Annotated in this window: 18 protein-coding genes; 12 read left to right on the top strand and 6 right to left on the bottom strand. The window is 69.2% G+C overall.

Features of this window, described 5'->3' with window-relative positions; all coding sequences use genetic code 11:
• Both AWC03_RS17325 and AWC03_RS17320 read right to left on the bottom strand, forming a co-directional pair.
• Positions 1–383: FHA domain-containing protein (locus AWC03_RS17325; RefSeq protein ID WP_476738886.1), on the bottom strand; the 383-nt coding region annotated here is incomplete at its 3' end.
• A 78-nt stretch (positions 384–461) separates the two neighbouring features.
• The gene (locus AWC03_RS17320; protein ID WP_085241948.1) at positions 462–935 is read right to left on the bottom strand and encodes a MarR family winged helix-turn-helix transcriptional regulator; all 474 of its coding nucleotides are present in this window, start codon (positions 933–935) and stop codon (positions 462–464) included.
• Positions 936–1,050: 115 nt separating this feature from the next.
• Between AWC03_RS17320 and AWC03_RS17315 the strand changes: the two genes are divergently transcribed.
• The 4 genes from AWC03_RS17315 to AWC03_RS17300 are packed head-to-tail and all read left to right on the top strand — an operon-like array spanning position 1,051 to position 6,231.
• A complete protein-coding gene (locus AWC03_RS17315) occupies positions 1,051–3,099 on the top strand; it encodes an ATP-binding cassette domain-containing protein (RefSeq protein WP_085241947.1) in 2,049 nt (682 codons plus the stop codon).
• Positions 3,096–3,947: a CbiQ family ECF transporter T component gene (locus AWC03_RS17310; RefSeq protein WP_085241946.1), complete on the top strand. Its 852-nt coding sequence runs from the start codon at positions 3,096–3,098 to the stop codon at positions 3,945–3,947. The genes AWC03_RS17315 and AWC03_RS17310 overlap by 4 nt, the downstream gene beginning before the upstream one ends.
• Positions 3,948–3,968: 21 nt before the next feature.
• Positions 3,969–4,418 (top strand): SRPBCC family protein, encoded by a 450-nt coding sequence (locus AWC03_RS17305; protein ID WP_085241945.1) that lies wholly within the window; start codon positions 3,969–3,971, stop codon positions 4,416–4,418.
• Positions 4,411–6,231: a sulfatase-like hydrolase/transferase gene (locus AWC03_RS17300; protein WP_085241944.1), complete on the top strand. Its 1,821-nt coding sequence runs from the start codon at positions 4,411–4,413 to the stop codon at positions 6,229–6,231. Before AWC03_RS17305 ends, AWC03_RS17300 begins: the two co-directional genes overlap by 8 nt.
• A gap of 59 nt (positions 6,232–6,290) precedes the next feature.
• Here the strand turns inward: AWC03_RS17300 and AWC03_RS17295 are convergent, their stop codons facing one another.
• On the bottom strand, positions 6,291–6,737 hold the full coding sequence (locus AWC03_RS17295) for an Rv2324 family transcriptional regulator (protein ID WP_085241943.1): 447 nt from the start codon (positions 6,735–6,737) through the stop codon (positions 6,291–6,293).
• A 122-nt stretch (positions 6,738–6,859) separates the two neighbouring features.
• Here AWC03_RS17295 and ddaH point away from each other — a divergent pair, with 122 nt between their 5' ends.
• Genes ddaH through AWC03_RS17275 form a run of 4 tightly spaced genes read left to right on the top strand, consistent with a single transcriptional unit; the run spans position 6,860 to position 11,294 of the window.
• Entirely contained in the window at positions 6,860–7,717 is an 858-nt protein-coding gene (gene ddaH, locus AWC03_RS17290) for a dimethylargininase (protein WP_085241942.1), read from the top strand.
• Positions 7,714–8,949, top strand: coding sequence for an ornithine--oxo-acid transaminase (gene rocD / locus AWC03_RS17285; protein WP_085241941.1), 1,236 nt, complete (start codon positions 7,714–7,716; stop codon positions 8,947–8,949). The genes ddaH and rocD overlap by 4 nt, the downstream gene beginning before the upstream one ends.
• 24 nt (positions 8,950–8,973) lie before the next feature.
• A complete protein-coding gene (locus AWC03_RS17280; RefSeq protein WP_085241940.1) occupies positions 8,974–10,419 on the top strand; it encodes an amino acid permease in 1,446 nt (481 codons plus the stop codon).
• On the top strand, positions 10,416–11,294 hold the full coding sequence (locus AWC03_RS17275) for a universal stress protein (RefSeq protein ID WP_085241939.1): 879 nt from the start codon (positions 10,416–10,418) through the stop codon (positions 11,292–11,294). Before AWC03_RS17280 ends, AWC03_RS17275 begins: the two co-directional genes overlap by 4 nt.
• Here AWC03_RS17275 and AWC03_RS17270 read toward each other — a convergent pair.
• Genes AWC03_RS17270 through AWC03_RS17260 form a run of 3 tightly spaced genes read right to left on the bottom strand, consistent with a single transcriptional unit; the run spans position 11,291 to position 14,296 of the window.
• Positions 11,291–12,628 (bottom strand): ABC transporter substrate-binding protein, encoded by a 1,338-nt coding sequence (locus tag AWC03_RS17270; RefSeq protein WP_085241938.1) that lies wholly within the window; start codon positions 12,626–12,628, stop codon positions 11,291–11,293. The genes AWC03_RS17275 and AWC03_RS17270 overlap by 4 nt on opposite strands.
• Positions 12,625–13,440: a carbohydrate ABC transporter permease gene (locus tag AWC03_RS17265; RefSeq protein ID WP_085241937.1), complete on the bottom strand. Its 816-nt coding sequence runs from the start codon at positions 13,438–13,440 to the stop codon at positions 12,625–12,627. The genes AWC03_RS17270 and AWC03_RS17265 overlap by 4 nt, the downstream gene beginning before the upstream one ends.
• Complete coding sequence (locus tag AWC03_RS17260) at positions 13,427–14,296, bottom strand: carbohydrate ABC transporter permease (RefSeq protein WP_090421557.1); 870 nt, start codon at positions 14,294–14,296, stop codon at positions 13,427–13,429. Before AWC03_RS17260 ends, AWC03_RS17265 begins: the two co-directional genes overlap by 14 nt.
• Positions 14,297–14,371: 75 nt before the next feature.
• On the opposite strand from AWC03_RS17260, the gene AWC03_RS17255 reads away from it, so the two are divergent.
• From AWC03_RS17255 to AWC03_RS17240, 4 genes are all read left to right on the top strand, one after another.
• Positions 14,372–15,901 carry a TldD/PmbA family protein gene (locus AWC03_RS17255; RefSeq protein ID WP_085241935.1) on the top strand — a complete coding sequence of 510 codons (1,530 nt, stop codon included), beginning with the start codon at positions 14,372–14,374 and terminating at the stop codon, positions 15,899–15,901.
• Entirely contained in the window at positions 15,898–17,271 is a 1,374-nt protein-coding gene (locus AWC03_RS17250; RefSeq protein ID WP_085241934.1) for a TldD/PmbA family protein, read from the top strand. The genes AWC03_RS17255 and AWC03_RS17250 overlap by 4 nt, the downstream gene beginning before the upstream one ends.
• 40 nt (positions 17,272–17,311) lie before the next feature.
• Complete coding sequence (locus tag AWC03_RS17245; RefSeq protein WP_085241933.1) at positions 17,312–18,178, top strand: carboxymuconolactone decarboxylase family protein; 867 nt, start codon at positions 17,312–17,314, stop codon at positions 18,176–18,178.
• Between the two features lie 285 nt (positions 18,179–18,463).
• Complete coding sequence (locus AWC03_RS17240) at positions 18,464–18,886, top strand: hypothetical protein (protein ID WP_244275194.1); 423 nt, start codon at positions 18,464–18,466, stop codon at positions 18,884–18,886.
• The last annotated feature ends 72 nt before the right edge of the window (positions 18,887–18,958 follow it).

Here is an 18,958-nt window from a genome sequence, read left to right as displayed (position 1 = left end):
GCCGGGGGGCGGGGCATCGGGCGAGGAGCCGGGGCCGGCGGACCGGCGGTGACGTGGAAGACCAGCCGCGGGCCCCGCTGCGGATCGCCGATGCTGATCGCCTGGCCGTCGCGGATGTTCACCGTCGCGGCCCGTGCGCCGTCGACGAAGATCCCGCGGTGGCTCAGGTCGATGGCCACCCACTGGGTGCCGGCGAACCGCAGCACCACCTCCGGGCGGGGCGGCGGTGGTGGCGCGCCCGGATTCCCGAGGCGCTCGAGGGCGATATCGCAGGCCGGGCCGTAGCCGACGATCACGTCGCGGCCCGGGGCGAAATCGAACCTCGCCGACCCGACCCACACGGTCAACGGGGAGGCCCTGAACGCGGAAGCCTCGGTCCGCATCGCCCGCCCCCTTTCGTCACCGTCAGCTCGACTTAGTGTCTACCCGCTGGCCGCGGTCTCTTCACCGGGGTCAGGCCCTCACAGTGTGTTGCGCCGCCCCCCTTGCGACGCGTTGTCGAGGAGCCGGCGCAACACCTCGACCGCGTCCGTCAGCACCCGGCGGTCTCCCGGCTCGAGCAGCGCGAGCTGGGGTTCGATCGCGGCGGCGCGGTCGGCGCGGACGGCGTTGAGCATGCGTTTGCCCTGCGGGGTGATGCGGATCCGGACGGCGCGCGCATCCCCGGGGTCGATGGTCCGGGCGACCAGCCCGGCGTCCTCGAGCCGGCGCACCTGCGTCGTCATCGTCGGTTGGGAGCAGTGGTCGACCGCCGCGAGGTCGCCGATCCGCGCTTCCCCGTGGGCCTCGATCGTGGCGAGCAGCCTGGCCTGCGCCGCGGGCAGGGGCATCTGGATGCGCTGGGTGGCCAGCCGGTTGAGCCGCGCCACCACGGCGAGCAGATCCGCCCCCAGCTGCTGGGCCTCGACGTGCGCGGTATCGACAACTCTGTCCACCTACCCATCGTTCCATAGCTTTGCTAACTGAGGCGAGAGGCGACCGCCCGAATCGGGCCGGAAGTCACGAAGCGTATGAGGCGACTTGGCGCTGCGGGCTGGCACAATCAGTGAAGTGAATGCCCGTCGCCCCGTCCGTTCGCGCCATCGGGGTGGGCCGTTACGACCGACCGAATTGGCACAGGCCTCCGTGATGGGGGCGCTCTGCGCGGTGATCTCGATCGTGGCCGGGGTCATCCCGTTCGCGCAGGGGCTGGCGCTGTTGGGCACCGTGCCCATGGGGCTGCTGACCTACCGTTACCGGCTCCGGGTGCTGATCGCCGCGACGTTTGCCGCCGGAACTCTCGCCTTCCTCATCTCCGGGCTGGGCAGCTTCTTGACCGTCGTCAACTGCGCCTACATCGGCGGGTTGACCGGAGTCGTGAAGCGCAAGGGCAGGGGCACACCCACCGTCACGCTCGCGTCGGTGATCGTCGGCTTCGTCGTCGCCGCGGCGACGGTCGGTTTGCTGGCGGTGCTGAATCGGCTGCGGCATCTGATATTCGAGGTGATGACCGCCAACGTCGACGGCGTGGTGGCGTTCCTCAGCCGGGTGAATCTGCGGTGGCTCGGGGTCGACGTCAAGCGGGTGTTCGAATTCGGGCTGCACTACTGGCCGTGGCTGATGCTGGGCTACGTCACCTACGGGGTCGTGGTCTCGTCGCTGATCGGTTGGTGGGCGCTCTCGCGCTTACTGGATCGGATGGGCAACGTCCCGGATGTGCACAAGCTCGACCCTCTCGACGAGCCGCCCGACGCCCCGATCGGGCCCGTGCCGGTGCGCCTCGACAACGTGCGGTTCCGCTACCCGCACGCGCAACAAGACGCGCTGCGTGAACTCAGCATGGAATTGCAAGTCGGAGAACACGTTGCGGTCATCGGCGCCAATGGTTCCGGCAAGACCACGCTGACGCTGATCCTGGCGGGCCGGCCGCCGACGGCGGGCACCGTGCAGCGCCCCGGCGCGGTGGGGCTGGGCATGGTGGGCGGCACGGCGCTGGTTCTGCAGCACCCGAAGAGCCAGGTGTTGGGCACCCGGGTCGCCGATGACGTGGTGTGGGGGCTGCCGCCGGGCACCGCGGTCGACGTCGAGCATTTGTTGCGCGAAGTCGGGCTCGAGGGGTTCGCCGAACGGGATACCGGGAGCCTGTCCGGCGGGGAATTGCAGCGCCTCGCCCTCGCCGCGGCGCTGGCCCGGGAACCGGCGCTGCTGATCGCCGACGAATTCACCAGCATGATCGACCAGGAGGGCCGTAACGTCTTGCTGAACGTGCTGTCCGGCCTCCCGCAACGGCATCGGACCGCCCTGGTGCACATCACGCACTTCGACAACGAGGCCGCGTCCGCGGACCGGACGATCAACCTCAGCGATTCCCCGGACAACACCGGCATGGCCGAAACGGCCCCGGCCCCGGCCCCGGTCCCCGCGGTCAAGTGGGGCTCGACCAAGCCGGTCCTCGAAATCGTCGGTGTCGGCCACGAATACAACAGCGGGACCCCGTGGGCCAAGACCGCACTGCGCGACATCAACCTGGTCGTGGAACAGGGTGACGGGATCCTGATCCACGGCGGCAACGGCTCGGGCAAGTCGACGCTGGCATGGATCATGGCCGGGCTGACCGTTCCCACGACGGGTGCCTGCCTGATCGACGGTGAGCCGATCCGCGAGCACGTCGGCGCGGTGGCGCTGTCGTTCCAGACGGCCCGACTGCAATTGATGCGCAGCCACGTCGGCCTGGAACTCGCTTCCGTGGCGGGCTTTTCGGAGCATGACGAGGCCCGGGTGGCCGCCGCTCTGGGCGCGGTGGGACTGGAACCCGCGATGGGCAAGCGGCGCATCGATCAGCTCAGCGGTGGTCAGATGCGGCGGGTGGTCCTGGCCGGCCTGCTGGCGTGTTCGCCACGGGTGCTGATCCTCGACGAGCCGCTGGCCGGGTTGGACATCGCCAGCCAGCGGGGCCTGCTGCGGCTGCTCGCGGATCTGCGCCGGCACCGGGGATTGACCGTCGTCGTCATCTCCCACGACTTCGTCGGTTTGGAGGCCGTGTGCACGCGGACCGTGCATCTGCAGAAGGGCGCGCTGCAAGCGGTGTCGGCGACCGCCGCGGCCGGGGGTGTGGCGTGACCGCAAGCTCGGCCGCCACGCCCGGGAGGGGCCGGCGCACCTCTCGGCCGGTGGTGCTGTTGGTTCCGGTGCCGGGCGGGTCGCCCATCCACAACCTGTGGGCCGGAACCAAACTGCTGGTGGTCTTCGGTGTTTCGGTGTTGCTGACCTTGTACCCGGGTTGGGTGACGATCGGGTCGGTGGCGGCGCTGGTGCTGGCGGCGGTCCGGATCGCTCACATTCCCCGGGGTGCGCTTCCGACGATTCCGCGGTGGCTGTGGATCCTGATGGGATTGGGTTTCGTGACCGCCGCGCTGGCCGGTGGCAGTCCGATGCTATCGATCAACGGGGCCCACATCTGGCTGGGCGGGGCGCTGAACTTCCTGCGTATCACCGCGCTATCGGTGGTTCTGCTCGGGCTGGGGGCGATGGTGTCCTGGACCACCAACGTCGCCGAAATCGCGCCGTCCCTGGCGGTTTTGGGCCGCCCGTTCAAGTTGCTGCGGATTCCGGTGGACGAGTGGGCGGTGGCCCTGGCCCTGGCGCTGCGCGCCTTCCCACTGCTGATCGAGGAATTTCAGGTGCTCTACGCCGCTCGCCGACTGCGGCCCAACCACATGCCGACGAGCCGCAAGGCCCGGGTCCGGCAGACGGCGGGCAACTCCATCGACTTGGTCGCCGCCGCCATCGTCGTGACCCTGCGCCGCGCCGATGAGATGGGCGACGCGATCACTGCTCGCGGCGGCACCGGTCAGCTCTCCGCCGATCCGGCACGGCCGAAACTGGGCGACTGGGTCACGCTCGTCGTCACCCTGGCGGTCAGCGGTGTCGCGGTGGCCATCGAGACGATATTCCACCTGACCGCCTAGACCCTCGCGTAGCGTGAGCGGGTGGCCGACATTCACGGGACTCGCACGATCGCGGCACGTATCGGCGACGTCTGGGAGACACTCGCCGACTTCGGGTCGATCAGTTCGTGGGCCGGCAACGTCGACCACTCGTGCATCTTGTACTCCGGGCCCGACGGCGCCGATGTCGGCACCGCCCGCCGCGTGCAGGTCAAGCGCGACACCCTCGTCGAGCGCATCACCGAGTTCGACCCGCCCCGCGCCCTCGGCTACGACATCGAAGGCTTCCCGCGCCGCCTGCGCAGGGTGTCCAACCGCTGGACGCTGGCGCCGTCGGCCGCGATGACCCTGGTGACCCTCACCAGCACCGTCGAAGTCGGGCCGCACGCAACGCAAAAGGCGGCCGAACATCTCTTGTGCCGTTTCCTCGCGCGACAGTCCGAGGCGATGCTCGCCGGCCTTGCGAATCGATTGGAGCGCGCCCGTGTCTGATCGCCCCGACGTCGTCGTCATCATGACCGACGAGGAACGCGCGGTGCCGCCGTACGAGGCTCCCGACGTGCTGGCGTGGCGCGACCGGACGCTTACCGGCCGCAGATGGTTCGACGACCACGGCGTCAGCTTCACCCGGCACTACACCGGCTCGCTGGCCTGCGTGCCCAGCCGCCCAACCATTTTCACCGGACACTACCCCGATCTGCACGGCGTCACCCAGACCGATGGCATCGGAAAGACCGCCCACGATTCGCGCATGCGCTGGCTACGCCAGGGCGAGGTGCCCACGCTGGGCAACTGGTTCCGCGCGGCCGGATACGACACCCATTACGACGGCAAGTGGCACATCTCGCACGCCGATATCACCGACCCGGCCACCGGCCGGCCGCTGGCCACCAACGACAACAACGGTGTCGTCGACGCCGCGGCGGTGCGGCGCTACCTGGCGGCAGACCCGCTGGGGCCGTTCGGTTTCTCCGGGTGGGTCGGTCCTGAGCCGCACGGGGCGGCGTTGGCCGACGCCGGCGTCCGACGCGACCCGCTGATCGCCGACCGGGTGGTCGCATGGCTCGCCGATCGCTACGCGCGCCGCCGCGAGGGCGACCCCGCCGCGTTGCGTCCGTTCCTTCTGGTCGCCAGCTTCGTCAATCCCCACGACGTCGTGCTCTTCCCGGCCTGGTCGCGCCGGAGCCCGGTCAAGCCGTCACCGCTCGACCCGCCCGCGGTGCCCGCGCCGCCCACCGCGGAGGAGGACCTGTCCACCAAGCCGGCGGCGCAGATCGCCTTTCGCGAGGCCTACTACTCCGGCTACGGCCCCGCGCCCGCGGTCGACCGAACCTACGAGCGCAACGCGCAGCGCTACCGCGACCTCTACTACCGGCTGCACGCCGAGGTGGACGGCCCCATCGACCGCGTCCGGCGGGCGGTCACCGAAGGCGGTTCGGGCAACGCGGTATTGGTGCGCACCGCCGACCACGGCGACCTGCTGGGCGCCCACGGCGGCCTGCACCAAAAGTGGTTCAACCTGTACGACGAGGCCACCCGAGTTCCCTTCGTCGTCGCGCGCATCGGCGAGCGGGCGACGCGGCCACGGCGGGTCACCGCGCCGACCTCACACGTCGACCTGGTCCCCACCCTGCTGGCGGCGGCCGGCGTCGACGTCGCGGCGGTGGCCGCCACGCTGGTCGAGTCGTTCTCCGAGGTGCATCCGCTGCCCGGGCGGAACCTCATGCCGATCGTGGACGGCGCCGCGGCCGACGAGAGCCGCGCCGTCTATGTGATGACCCGCGACAACATGCTCGAAGGGGACAGCGGCGCATCGGGATTGGCGCGCCGGCTGAAGCGGACCGTCGATCCGCCCGCGCCGCTGCGCATCCGGGTCCCGGCCCACACCGCCTCCAACTTCGAGGGCTTGGTGGTCCGCGTCGACGAGACGACGGCCACCGGTGGCGCAGGCCATCTTTGGAAGCTGGTGCGTACCTTCGACGACCCGGGCACCTGGACGGAGCCGGGCGTGCGGCACCTGGCGGCCAACGGGTTCGGGGGAGACGCGTACCGCACGACGCCGCTCGACGACCAGTGGGAGCTGTACGACCTCACCGCCGATCCGATCGAAGCGATCAACCGTTGGACCGACCCGGACCTGCATGCCCTCCGTGCGCACCTGCGGATGCAGCTCAAACACGCCCGGGCCGATTCCGTGCCCGAGCGAAATGTGCCATGGCCCTACGCTTCTCGTCGACCACCCGCGGTGCGGCGGCCATCGGTGCTGAAGCGGTTGGTCGGCAACGCCCTGACGCCGCGAGCCTAACCCCACTGCGAAAAAGCGACCGGCATTTCGCGGTGCGGTTAGGCTCGTGGCGCGCACCGCTAAGTCCGCATCCGGTCGATGAGGTTCGACAACACCACGATGCTCTCGCTGCGCTCGATGTCCGCGCTCGACCGGATACGCTCGAGGACGGCTTCCAGGTGGCGCATGTCGCGCGCCAGGACGTGCAGGATGGCGTCCGACGTTCCGGTCACCGTCGCGGCGCTGACTACCTCGGGCATGTCCACCCAGGCCGCCCGCAGCCGATCCGGCGCGATGGTGCCGTGGCAGAACACCTGCACGTAGGCTTCGGTGTTCCAGCCCAGCGCATTTCGGTCGACGACCGTGGTGAAGCCCTTGATGACGCCGGCGTCCAGCATCCGGTCCACGCGCCGCTTGACCGCAGGGGCGGACAGATTGACCTTCTCGCCGATCTCGGCGAACGTGGCCCGCGCGTGCTCGGTCAGCTCGGCCAGGATGCGGGCGTCGGTGTCGTCGAGGCGCTCCATCACCGTTCCCTTCGATCAGCCGCAATAAATCGATGGCGAGGCCAGTCTAACGCAATAAATCGCGTATAGACACGCAATGCATAGCGTTTGATTGTGTCAGAGCGCGCAAATACCGTTGATCTATGACGGAACACTACGTCGTGGCGGCCGGATCGGGCTCGTCACCCGCCGGCCGGGTCCGCACGCCCCGCGCCCGCCGGTACGCGATGACGCCGCCCGCGTTCTTCGCGGTCGAGTATGCGATCAACCCCTGGATGGACGTCGCGACGCCCGTCGACGTCGCTCTCGCGCAGGCCCAGTGGGACGACCTGCGCACCACCTATCTTCGGCTGGGCCACCAGGTTGAGGCGATCGCGCCCGCGCCCGGACTGCCGGACATGGTGTACGCCGCCAACGGCGGATTCATCGCGGGCGACGTCGCGATCGTCGCCAGGTTCCGATTCGCCGAGCGGGCCGGCGAGTCGCGCGCCTACGCCCAGTGGATGTCCTCGCTCGGGTACCGGCCCGTGTCCACCCGTCACGTCAACGAGGGGCAGGGCGACTTATTGATGGTCGGCGAAACGGTGTTGGCGGGCTACGGCTTTCGCACCGACCTGCGGGCGCACGCCGAGATCTCCGCGGCGCTGCGGACGCTCGTCGTCTCGCTGGAGTTGGTCGATCCGCGCTTCTATCACCTCGACACCGCGCTGGCCGTCCTCGACGACCACACCATCGCGTTTTACCCGCCGGCGTTCAGCGCGGCCGCTCAGGACCAACTGCGCGAGCTGTTTCCCGATGCGATCGTCGTCGGCAGCGCCGACGCGTTCGTGCTCGGCCTGAACGTCGTCTCGGACGGCCTGAACGTCGTCCTTCCGTCGGCCGCAACGGGTTTCGCCGCACAACTGCGCGACGCGGGATTCGAGCCCGTCGGCGTGGACCTGTCCGAACTCCTCAAGGGCGGCGGTTCGGTCAAGTGCTGCACCCTGGAGATGTTTCCATGACGATCCTTGACGCCCGGACGTCGACCCGGACCGAGGCCGCGATCGGCCTGGTCGAACGCCATGCCGCGCATAACTATTCGCCGTTGCCCGTGGTGGCGGCCAGCGCCGAGGGCGCCTGGATCACCGATGTGGAGGGCCGGCGCTACCTGGACTGCCTGGCCGCCTACTCGGCGGTCAACTTCGGCCACCGCAACCCCGAGATCACCGCGGCGGCCCACGCCCAGCTCGACACCGTCACGCTGGTCAGCCGCGCGTTCCATTCGGACACGCTCGGCCCGTTCTGCGCCGCGCTCGCGCGGCTGTGCGGCAAGGACCTGGTGCTGCCGATGAACTCGGGCGCCGAAGCCGTGGAGAGCGGCCTCAAGATCGCCCGCAAGTGGGGCGCCGACGTCAAGGGCGTGCCCGACGGCCGGGCGAACATCATCGTGGCGGACAACAACTTTCACGGCCGCACGATCAGCATCGTCAGCTTCTCCTCGGATCCCACCGCGCGGGCGGGATTCGGACCGTTCACCCCCGGCTTCCGCTCGGTGCCCTTCGGCGACGCCGCCGCGCTGGCCCGCGCGATCGACGACCACACCGTCGCGGTGCTGCTCGAACCGATCCAGGGCGAGGCGGGCATCGTCGTCCCGCCCGACGACTACCTGCCGGCCGTCCGCGCGCTGTGCAGCAGGCACAACGTGCTGATGATCGCCGACGAGATCCAGTCCGGGCTGGCGCGTGCGGGGCACACCTTCGCCTGCGACCACTGGGGCGTGGTGCCCGACGTCTACCTGCTCGGCAAAGCGCTGGGCGGCGGCGTGGTTCCGCTGTCGGCGGTCGTCGCCGACCGCGAGGTCCTGGGCGTCCTGCACCCCGGCGAACACGGCTCCACCTTCGGCGGCAACCCGTTGGCCGCCGCCATCGGCACCACCGTGGTCGCCATGCTGGGCCGCGGAGAGTTCCAGGTTCGCTCGGCGGAGCTGGGCGGGCGCTTGCACGCGCGGCTGCGCGAACTGGTGGGGCACGGTGTGCAGGCCGTGCGCGGCCTGGGCCTGTGGGCGGGCGTCGACATCGACCCGGCGCTCGGGACGGGCAAGCAGATGAGCCTTCGGCTCGCCGACCGCGGTGTGCTGGTCAAGGACACCCACTCCTCGACGCTGCGGTTCGCGCCCCCGCTGGTGATCACCGCGCAAGAAATCGACTGGGCGGTTGAGCAGTTCGCTACGGCGTTGCGGGAGGCTGGCCCATAATCAGCTGATCGAACAAGGAGGGGCATGCCACCCACGTCGATCAGCCTGAAAGAGCAGATGCTCCGGCGCCGCCCAGTCGTCGGCAACGTGGTCGCCTCCGGGGCCGCGAACCACCTCAAGCGGAGCATCGGAACTTTCCAGCTGACCATGTTCGGGGTCGGCTCCACGGTCGGGACGGGCATCTTCTTCGTCATGTCTCAGGCCGTCCCCGATGCCGGCCCCGGGGTGATCCTGTCGTTCCTCATCGCCGGGCTGGCGGCCGGGCTCGCGGCCATCTGCTATGCCGAATTGGCCTCGGCGGTACCGGTTTCCGGGTCGTCCTACTCGTACGCGTACACCACTTTGGGCGAGGCCGTCGCGATGGGGGTGGCCGCCTGCCTGCTGCTGGAATACGGGGTGTCGACCGCCGCGGTCGCGGTCAGCTGGAGCGGCTACCTCAACAAGCTGCTCAGCAATGTCCTCGGAATTCAATTCCCGCACGCGCTGTCCGCCGCGCCCTGGGACGCGCAACCCGGCTTCGTGAATCTGCCGTCGATCATCTTGCTCGCGCTGTGCGCCGTGCTGCTCATCCGCGGCGCCAGCGAATCGGCGAAAGTCAACACGATCATGGTGCTGATCAAGCTCGGCGTGCTGCTGATCTTCGTCGTCGTCGCGTTCACCGCCTTCGACGAGAGCCACCTGCGCGACTTCGCGCCGTTCGGCGCCGCGGGCATCGGCTCGGCCGCGGGCACCATCTTCTTCTCGTACATCGGCCTCGACGCCGTGTCGACCGCGGGTGACGAGGTGAAGAACCCGCAGCACACCATGCCGCGCGCGCTGATCGCGGCGCTGCTCACCGTGACCAGCGTGTACCTGTTGGTCGCGCTGGCCGCGCTCGGGACCCAGCCGTGGCAGGAGTTCGCCGCGCAGCAGGAGGCCGGGCTGGCCACCATCCTCGACAACGTCACCCGCGGCAGCTGGGCCAGCACCATTCTGGCTGCGGGGGCGGTGATCTCGATCTTCTCGGTCACGCTGGTCACCATGTACGGGCAGACGCGCATCCTGTTCGCAATGGGCCGCGACGGGCTGCTGCCGTCGCGATTCGCGCGGGTGAACACGCGCACCATGACGCCGGTGAGCAACACGGTGATCGTGGCGATCGCGGCCTCGGCGTTGGCCGCCTTCATACCGCTGGAAAAGTTGGCGGACATGGTGTCCATCGGCACGCTCACCGCGTTCGTCGTCGTCTCCGTCGGGGTGATCATCCTGCGGGTGCGGGAGCCCGGCCTGCCACGGGCTTTCAAGGTCCCCGGGTATCCCGTGACGCCGGCCCTCTCGGTGTTGGCGTGCGGATACATCCTGGCCAGCCTGCATTGGTACACCTGGATCGCGTTCAGCGGCTGGGTCGCGCTCGCGTTAATCTTCTACTTCGTGTGGGGCCGCCATCACAGCGCGCTCAACAGCCAATCGCTTCAGCGGGACGCGCTGTGACCGTCGTCGTCGGGTACCGGGCCGGGAAGGTCGGGCTCTCGGGATTGCACCTGGGTGTGCGCATCGCGCGCACCCGCGGCACCTCGCTGACGGTGGCGACCGTCGTGCCCAGGCCGTGGCTCACGCCGTCACGCGCCCGGGTCGACGCCGAGTTCGAGCTGTGGGCCCACGCCCTGGCCGCGGAGTCGGCGCACGAGGCCGCCGGAATTCTGGCTGCGATGGCCGACGGGATCGAGGTCACCTACGTGCACCGGGCGCACGGATCGGTGTCGGGGGGACTCCTCGAGGTCATTCAGGAGGTCAACGCCGACGTGCTGGTGCTGGGCTCGTTGCCCAGCGGCGGCCGCGGTCAAGTGCTGATCGGTTCCACCGCAGACTGGCTGCTGCACGCCTCGACCGTGCCGGTGGCCATCAGCCCGCGTGAATACCGTTCGCACGAAGGCAAGTTGACCCGGCTCACCTGCGCCTACTCGGCCACCCCTGACGCGATCGACGTGGTGAAACGCTGCTTCGACTTCGGGCGGCGATTCGGTGTGCCGGTGCGCGTCATCACGTTCGCGGTCCGCGGCAAGACGATGTATCCGCCGGAGGTCGGGCTCGAGGTCGAGGACCAGGTGCTGCAGGCCTGGGCGTCGCAAGTGCGGGACATCCTCCAGGAGCTCAAGACCGACGGGGTGGTCAGCGACGACGTTGCGCTGCAGGTGGTCACCGGTCGCAGCTGGAAAGAAGCACTGGCGAAGGCGGATTGGCAGGAGGGCGAGATCCTGGCGTTGGGCACCCGGCCGCGCGGCGACATCCGGCGCGTCTTCCTCGGTTCGCGCAGCACCAAGATCATCCGCGAGAGCCCGGTGCCGGTGCTGGTGCTGCCCGGCTAGTGTTGCGCGGCTGCGTTGGCGGCCGCTTGGGCCCGTTTCAGGGTTCCAGCGACATCGCCACGGCCCAGGAACATTTCGTCGAAGTAGGGCCGCAGGGCGTCGTTGCCGGCCGGAAAGCCGGCGCCTCCGGGTGCGGCGATGCGCGGGCCGTCGAGCACGCTGAAAAAGGGGGTGACGTCCACGCCCCGGGCCGACCAGTAGTCGAAGTAGACCGGTTGAGCCGACCGGACCGCCGGGATCGCCGCGCCCTCGCGGCCCAAGAACTCGTTGCCTTCCCTGCTGCCCATCCACGCCAGGACCTGGCGCACCGCGCCGGGATGCCTTGTCGCCGAATTACCCGCCGCCGCAATGCCGTTGGTGACGCTGACCCGACCGACCGGGCCGGCCGGCATCATCGTCACACCCCAGTGGAAGCGCGCGTCGCGGGCCACCGGCGCCAGGCTGTAGGTGCCGGACTGGAAGAGCGCCATCCGGCCGGCCAGAAACTGGTTGCGGGAGAAGTCGCCGTTGTCGTTGGTGTCCGAGGCGGGCGGCGCGACGTGGTCGTCGTTGATCAGGCCCACCAGATAGCGGAACGCCTGCACCGCCCCCGGATTGTCGAAGGCGAATTCGTCGCCGCGCTGGAAGACGCCACCGGCCGAGCCGACGTAGTTGAGGTAGATCCCTTGCGGGTCGTTGGCGGCGTTGTAGCCCCACTGCCGAACCCGTCCAGCGTCGAAACCCGCGGCGTCGCCGCGACGTCCGTCGGCGTCCACGGTGAGCCGGGCCAGCACTGGGCGTAGCGTGTCGCTGCCGTCGGTGCTCCACCGCACGCTGTTCAGCCGGGCGGGCTCGACGCCGGCCGCGCCGAGCAGGTCGGCGTTGTAATACAGCGCGATCCCGGCGTCGGTCAGCTGCGGCACCCCCCACAGCGCGCCCCGGCGGGTGAACTGGTCCACCACCGCCGAGTCCCACGCCGAGGCGGTGCCCGGCCCGAGCGCCGCGCCGATGTCCATCAGCCGGCCGCTGTCGGCGTAGGCGGCCAGGTATGCGTTGGAGAGCCAGAAGATGTCATCGGCGCTGCCGCCGGCGACATCGGTGCGCAGCGTGTCGAAGTACGTGGGATAGGCGACCACACTGGTGTGCACCGCGATATCGGGATGCGTGCGGTTGAACGCCTCGAACGACCGCCGGTAGGCGGCCGCGATCTGCTCGCCCCAGACCCGCACCGTGACGACGACCTTGTCGCCGGCGGGCCGACCGGAGTAGTCGAGCAGCACCGCGGTCGCGGCCAGCAGCGCCGCGACCAGCGCGAGCGCCAACGCCATCAGCGTCGAAACGCGGGGCCGGCTCACTTGAGCCCCGAGACGACGATCGAGGCGACGATGTGCCGCTGGAAGATCACGAAAAGCGCGATCAGCGGGACGATCGCCACGGTCGTCGCCGCCATGACCAGCGTCCACTGCGAGTTGAACCGCGACTGCAGATCGGCCGTCGCGACCGTGAGCACCCGCCACTTGTGCCCACTGGTGATCACCAACGGCCACATGAAGTTGTTCCACTGCGAGACCACCGTGATCAGCGTCAAGGCCGCCAGCACCGGCCGGCTCGACGGGATCACCACGTGCACGATCACGTCCAGGGTGTTGGCCCCGTCCAGGTGGGCGGCGTTGACCAAGTCGTTCGGGATGATGCGAAAGTGCTCCCGCAGCAAGAAGATCGCATACGGCGAGCCGAACATGAACGGCAACACCAGCGCCCAGAACGTGTTACGCAGACCGAGCTGGGCCATCATCAGATACATCGGCACCACCGTGACCGTGCCGGGCACCATCAACGTCGCGATGTAGACCCAGAACAGCGCGTCGCGTCCGGGAAAGTCCAACCGCGCGAACGCGTATGCGGCCAGCACCGAAAAGGTCAACTGGCCCACCAGAATCACGGCCGTCATCAAGGCCGTCACGGCCGCCGCCCGGCCGAAGCCGGCCCCGCCGAGGTCGGCGTAGTTGGCCAGGGTGAACGGGCGGGGCAGCTGCAGGGGCGTCCCCGTGGCGAACTGGTGTGCCGAGGTGAACGAGGTCACTAGGCCAAGCGCGAAGGGCACCAACGTGATCAGCGCACCGAGAACGAGTCCCGCGTAGATGACGAGCCGGCTAGGTGAGGTCATAGCTGATCCGCCGGCGGAAGTAGAGGTGCTGGACCGCGGTGACGCCGATGAGGATCACGAACAACACCACCGCCATCACCGACGCGCGCCCGATGGCCGCCGAGCCGAAGGCCTCCGCGTAGATGCGGTGGGCCACCAGGTCGGTGCTGCCGCCGGGCCCGCCGCCGGTCAATGCGTAGACCATGTCGAAAACCTGTGCGGTGCTGACGATCCCGGTGACCACGACGAAGAATGTCGTCGGCCGCAGCATCGGCAGGGTGATGCGCCAGAACCGCTGCCAGGCGTTGGCCCCATCGGTGCGGGCGGCGGCCTGGACGTCCTCGGGGATCGCCAGCAAGCCCGCCAGAAACGACAGCGACACGTACCCGACGTTGGTCCACACGACCACCGCCGAGACGAGCGGCAACGCGAAGGTGGGGTCCGACAGCCATTCGATGCTGTGCCCCAACAGGGTGCTCACCGCACCGTCCGTCGGGGCCAGAATCCAGCGCCACAGCACCGCGATGGCCAGCGGCGCGCAGACCCACGGCAGCACATACAGGGTGCGGAACAGGCCGGTCCCGGGCAGCCGGCGGGCCAGCATGGACGCGGCGAGCAGCCCCAGCACCGTCTGCGCCGGAACCACGATCGCCACGAACAGCGCCGTCACGATCAACGAGTTGGCGAAGCCGTGATCCGCCAGCACCGACCGCCAGTTGGCCAGGCCCACATAGCGCAGCGGACCCAGCAGGTCCCAGCGGTACAGGCTCAGCCAGATCACCACCAGGATGGGCAGCAGCAAGAAGGCGACGACGCCGAACAGGCTCGGCGCCAGCAGGGCGTAGCCCAGCGCGGTGGAGCGGGGCTGTGTCCTCAGGGCGCCGCTGGCCATGGAGGTAATTAAAGCGGGCGGCGCCGGGGTTTGGCGTGAGCGGCCGTTACGGTGGGACCCGTGACACCGAATCGGGGGATCGATGCCGACTTCCTCAACCTCCCGCGGCACGAGTTGGCCGACGCCGCGTTGTCGTCGGCCACCGCGGCCGGCGCCAGCTACGCCGACCTGCGGGTTCACCGCGTCCTGACCGAGATCATCCAGCTGCGCGACGGCGAGCTGGAGACGGCGGTGGTCCATCGCGAGGTCGGGCTGGCAGTGCGGGTGATCGTCGATGGCACGTGGGGATTCGCCTCCCACGCGGAGCTGGCGCCCTCGGTGGCCGCCGAGACGGCGCGGCGCGCCGTGCAGGTGGCCACCACCCTGGCGACCCTGAACAGTGAGCGCGTGGAGTTGGCGCCCGAGCCGGTGTACGCCGACGCCACCTGGGTTTCTGATTACCGCATCGACCCGTTCAGCGTCCCGGCGACCGACAAGATCGGCGTGCTCGAGGAGTACTCCGGACGGCTGCTCAGCGCCGACGGCGTCGACCACGTGTCGGCCGTCCTGACCGCCGTCAAGGAGCAGACGTTCTACGCCGACACCTTCGGATCGTCGATCACCCAGCAGCGGGTCCGATTGCAGCCGTCGCTGGAGGCGGTGACCGTCGACCCCGCCGCGGGCAGTTTCGACTCGATGCGCACGCTGGCGCCGCCGATGGGACGCGGCTGGGAAGTGCTGGCCGGCGACGACGTGTGGAACTGGACCGACGAGCTGGCGCAGCTGCCGTCGCTGCTTTCCGAAAAGGTCAAGGCGCCCAGCGTCACCGCGGGTCGCACGGACCTGGTGATCGACCCCACCAACCTGTGGCTCACCATTCACGAATCCATCGGCCACGCAACCGAATACGACCGCGCCATCGGCTACGAGGCCGCCTACGCCGGAACGTCGTTCGCCACGCCGGACAAACTCGGCACCATGCGCTACGGCTCGCCGGTGATGCACGTGACCGCCGACCGCACCGTCGACCACGGGTTGGCCACCGTCGGCTACGACGACGAGGGGGTGGCGGCGCAGTGCTGGGATCTGGTGCGCGACGGCATCTTCGTCGGCTACCAGCTCGACCGCGTGTTCGCACTGAGGCTCGGGCAGGGCCCGTCCCAGCCGCGGTCCAACGGGTGCTCGTACGCCGACTCCCCGCATCACGTGCCGATTCAGCGGATGGCCAACGTGTCGCTGCAGCCCGCCCGTGAGGATGTCAGCACCGCCGACCTGATCGGGCGCGTCGAGGACGGCATCTACATCGTCGGCGACAAATCGTGGTCGATCGACATGCAGCGCTACAACTTTCAGTTCACCGGTCAGCGGTTCTTCCGCATCCGCGACGGCCGGCTGGACGGCCAATTGCGGGACGTCGCCTACCAGGCCACCACCACCGATTTCTGGAACTCGATGGAAGCGGTGGGCGGCCCGTCGACGTGGCGGCTGGGCGGCGCGTTCAACTGCGGCAAGGCCCAGCCCGGTCAGGTCGCGCCCGTCAGCCACGGCTGTCCGTCGGCGCTGTTCCGCGGGGTGAACGTGCTCAACACCCGCACCGAGGGCGGCCGATGATCACCCCGCAGCACGTCGTCAACCTCGTCCTGGACGAGGCCGCCAAGCTCGGCGGCGCCAGCGAGACCATGGTGCTCGTCACCGACAAGGTCGAGGCGACGCTGCGGTGGGCCGGCAATTCGATGACCACCAACGGGGTCTCGGTCAACCGCAGCATCACGGTGATCTCCATCGTTCGCGACGGTTCCGGCGCGCGCATCGGAACGATGGTCTCGGCCGAGGTGGATCCGCGCGTGATCCCCGAGCTGGTGGCGGCGTCCCAGCAGGCGGCCCGCACGGCGCCCGAAGCCGGCGACGCCGCACCGCTGCTGGCCGACACCGGGGTGCCCGTCGACTGGGGTGCGCCGGTGCCCGGCACCGGGCCGTTGGTCTTCGCCGACGTCGCCGACTCCTTGAGCCGCGGCTTCCGCGGCACCGATCGCCTGTACGGCTTTGCGCACCACAGCGTTTCGACGACGTTCCTGGCGTCGTCGACGGGAGTGCGCCGACGCTACACCCAGCCGGCCGGGGCGGTGGAGATCAACGGCAAGCGCGGCGACGCGAGCGCGTGGGCCGGAATCGGCACGCCCGACTTCGTCGACGTGCCCATGGATTCGTTGCTCGAGGAGCTGGCGATGCGTCTCGGGTGGGCCGAGCGCCGCGTCGAGCTGCCCGCGGGACGCTACGAGACGATCATGCCGCCCTCCACGGTCGCCGACATGATGCTTTACCTGGCCTGGTCGATGGCCGGCCGAGGGGCGCGGGAGGGCCGCACCGCCTTCTCGGCCCCCGGCGGCGGGACGCGCGTGGGGGAGCGGCTCACCGAGTTGCCGCTGACGCTGTTCTCCGACCCGATGGCCCCGGGCCTGACGTGCACGCCGTTCGTCGCGGTGAGCAGCTCGTCGGAGACGATGTCGGTGTTCGACAACGGCATGGAGATCGGCCAGGTGGACTGGATCCGCAACGGGGTGATCAACGCGCTGGCCTACCCGCGAGCGACGGCCGCCAAATTCGATGCGGAGGTCGCCGTCGCCGCCGACAATCTGGTGATGACCGGAGGGTCGGCCGAGCTTGCGGACATGATCGCAGCCACCGAACGCGGCCTGCTGCTGACCACGCTGTGGTACATCCGCGAGGTCGACCCGACCACGCTGCTGCTCACCGGGCTGACCCGCGACGGCGTCTACCTCATCGAGGACGGCGAGGTCACGGCCGCGGTCAACAACTTCCGCTTCAACGAGAGCCCGCTGGACCTGCTGCGGAGGGCCACCGAGGCCGGGGCGAGCGAGAAGACGCTGCCCCGGGAATGGGCCGACTGGGCCACCCGCGCGGCCATGCCGTCGCTGCGGATACCGGACTTCTACATGTCGTCGGTCAGCCAGGCCCAATAGGCGATTGCCGCCGGGCCCGCCGCGCTCTAGCGTGTGACGAATGGCGGCTCCGGTTTCGGTTCGACAGGACCAGCTGACGCGGTTGGTGGCCCTGGCTCCGGGGGCCCCGCCCGACGCGCGCATCGCGGCGCTGGTTCGGCGGACGTGCGCCCAGACCCTGTCGTTGCCACCGCTGCCCAGTCCCGTCGAGGCCGGTGCGCCCGAGTCGGAGGCCGAAGTCGTCGCCGTCGAGTTCGCCGAACAGTTCAGCGCCGACGTCTCCGCGATCACCGGCGAGCAGCGGTCCCGGCTGATCAAGCACCTGGGCGACAGCGCCTTTGGCGTGGTGGTCCAGATGTACATCGCCGATTTCGTCCCACGGGTGCGGGCCGGCCTGGAAGCGCTCGGGGTCGGCACGGAGTACTTGGGCTGGGTCGACGGCACCGTCGCGTGGGATCACGCCACCGAGCCGTCGGGCCCGGTCTTCAACGACTTCCTGCCCGCGGTGGCCCGGATGCGCGCGCTCGACCCGATCACCTCCGAGCTGGTCCGGCTGCGCGGAGCGGCTCAGCACAACTGCCGGCTGTGCAAGTCGCTGCGGGAGAGCACCGCGCTGGATGCCGGCGGCTCCGAGGCGCTATACGACGAGATCGAGCGCTTCGAGTCGTCGCGTTTGCTCGACGACCGCGTGAAAACAGCGCTGCGCTACGTCGATGGGATAATTTGGACCCCTGCGCACCTCGCCGCCGACGATGCCGCCGAGGTGCGCTCCCGGTTCTCCGACGCCGAGGCCGTGGAGCTCACCTTCGACATCATGCGGAATGCGAGCAACAAAGTCGCCGTCGCATTGGGCGCCGACGCGCCCCGGGTCGAGCAGGGCACGGAGCGATATCTGCTCGGTGCGGATGGTCAGACCGTATTCGGCTGACGGTCGCGTGGTCGTTCAGCCGGCCCGAAGCACGAAGTGTTAACCATCCGTACACGATCGCGCAAACAGAAGTTCGTCCCTCCGGCCGCTGGTACTGGCTAAATTTATCTCTCGGCACCGAAACCGATGCGTGACGGTGATCTCAGCTGGCAGCGCTGCCTGAGTGAGACAGTCGACCGCGACTGTTGGCCGCGGCCGTAATCGCAGTCTCGGCTAATTGTCGCCACACCAAAGCTTGGCTTGCGTCGGAGAGCAATGCGCTCCCGCGCAGAGGGAGGTCCGGAGATGACAACCACCCGTTCGCGCTCGCGCACGCGAGTGTCGTCGGTCTGGGCTGCCGGTATCGCGCTGGGGGCCTCGATGCTCGGCGGCGCCGTGCTGTCGGCACCGCAGGCTTCGGCGAATTGCACTCTGAGCCCGAAAGACGACCAGTACATCAACCTGCTGGCGCAGAACAAGATGGTGCACAACGCCGATACCAGCGATTGCACCGAGGCCGCCGAGGGGCGTTGGTTCGCCGACCAGGTACGGAATCACCCCAATCCCTTTGGGGAAGCCCAAGAGCTGGTCAACATGATCACCAACACCACGTCGATGAACCAGTCCCAGGCCGAGTGGGAGGTCGAGTCGGCGATCTACGTCTATGCGCCGGAAGTGATCCCCAAGATCAAGGATCAGGCCGCGCATTTCAACTGGCCGGCCGAATAGGCAGTCGGGTCGTTTCGGCTGGCGGCGTCAGCTAGCCGATAAGTAAGGCGATGGCACCGGGGGGTCTGGGGA

Source organism: Mycobacterium europaeum (assembly GCF_002102155.1).
In the GTDB taxonomy this organism is placed as follows: domain Bacteria; phylum Actinomycetota; class Actinomycetes; order Mycobacteriales; family Mycobacteriaceae; genus Mycobacterium; species Mycobacterium europaeum.
Note: the sequence above shows the minus strand (reverse complement) of the source record. Positions and strands in the feature narration are given on the sequence as shown.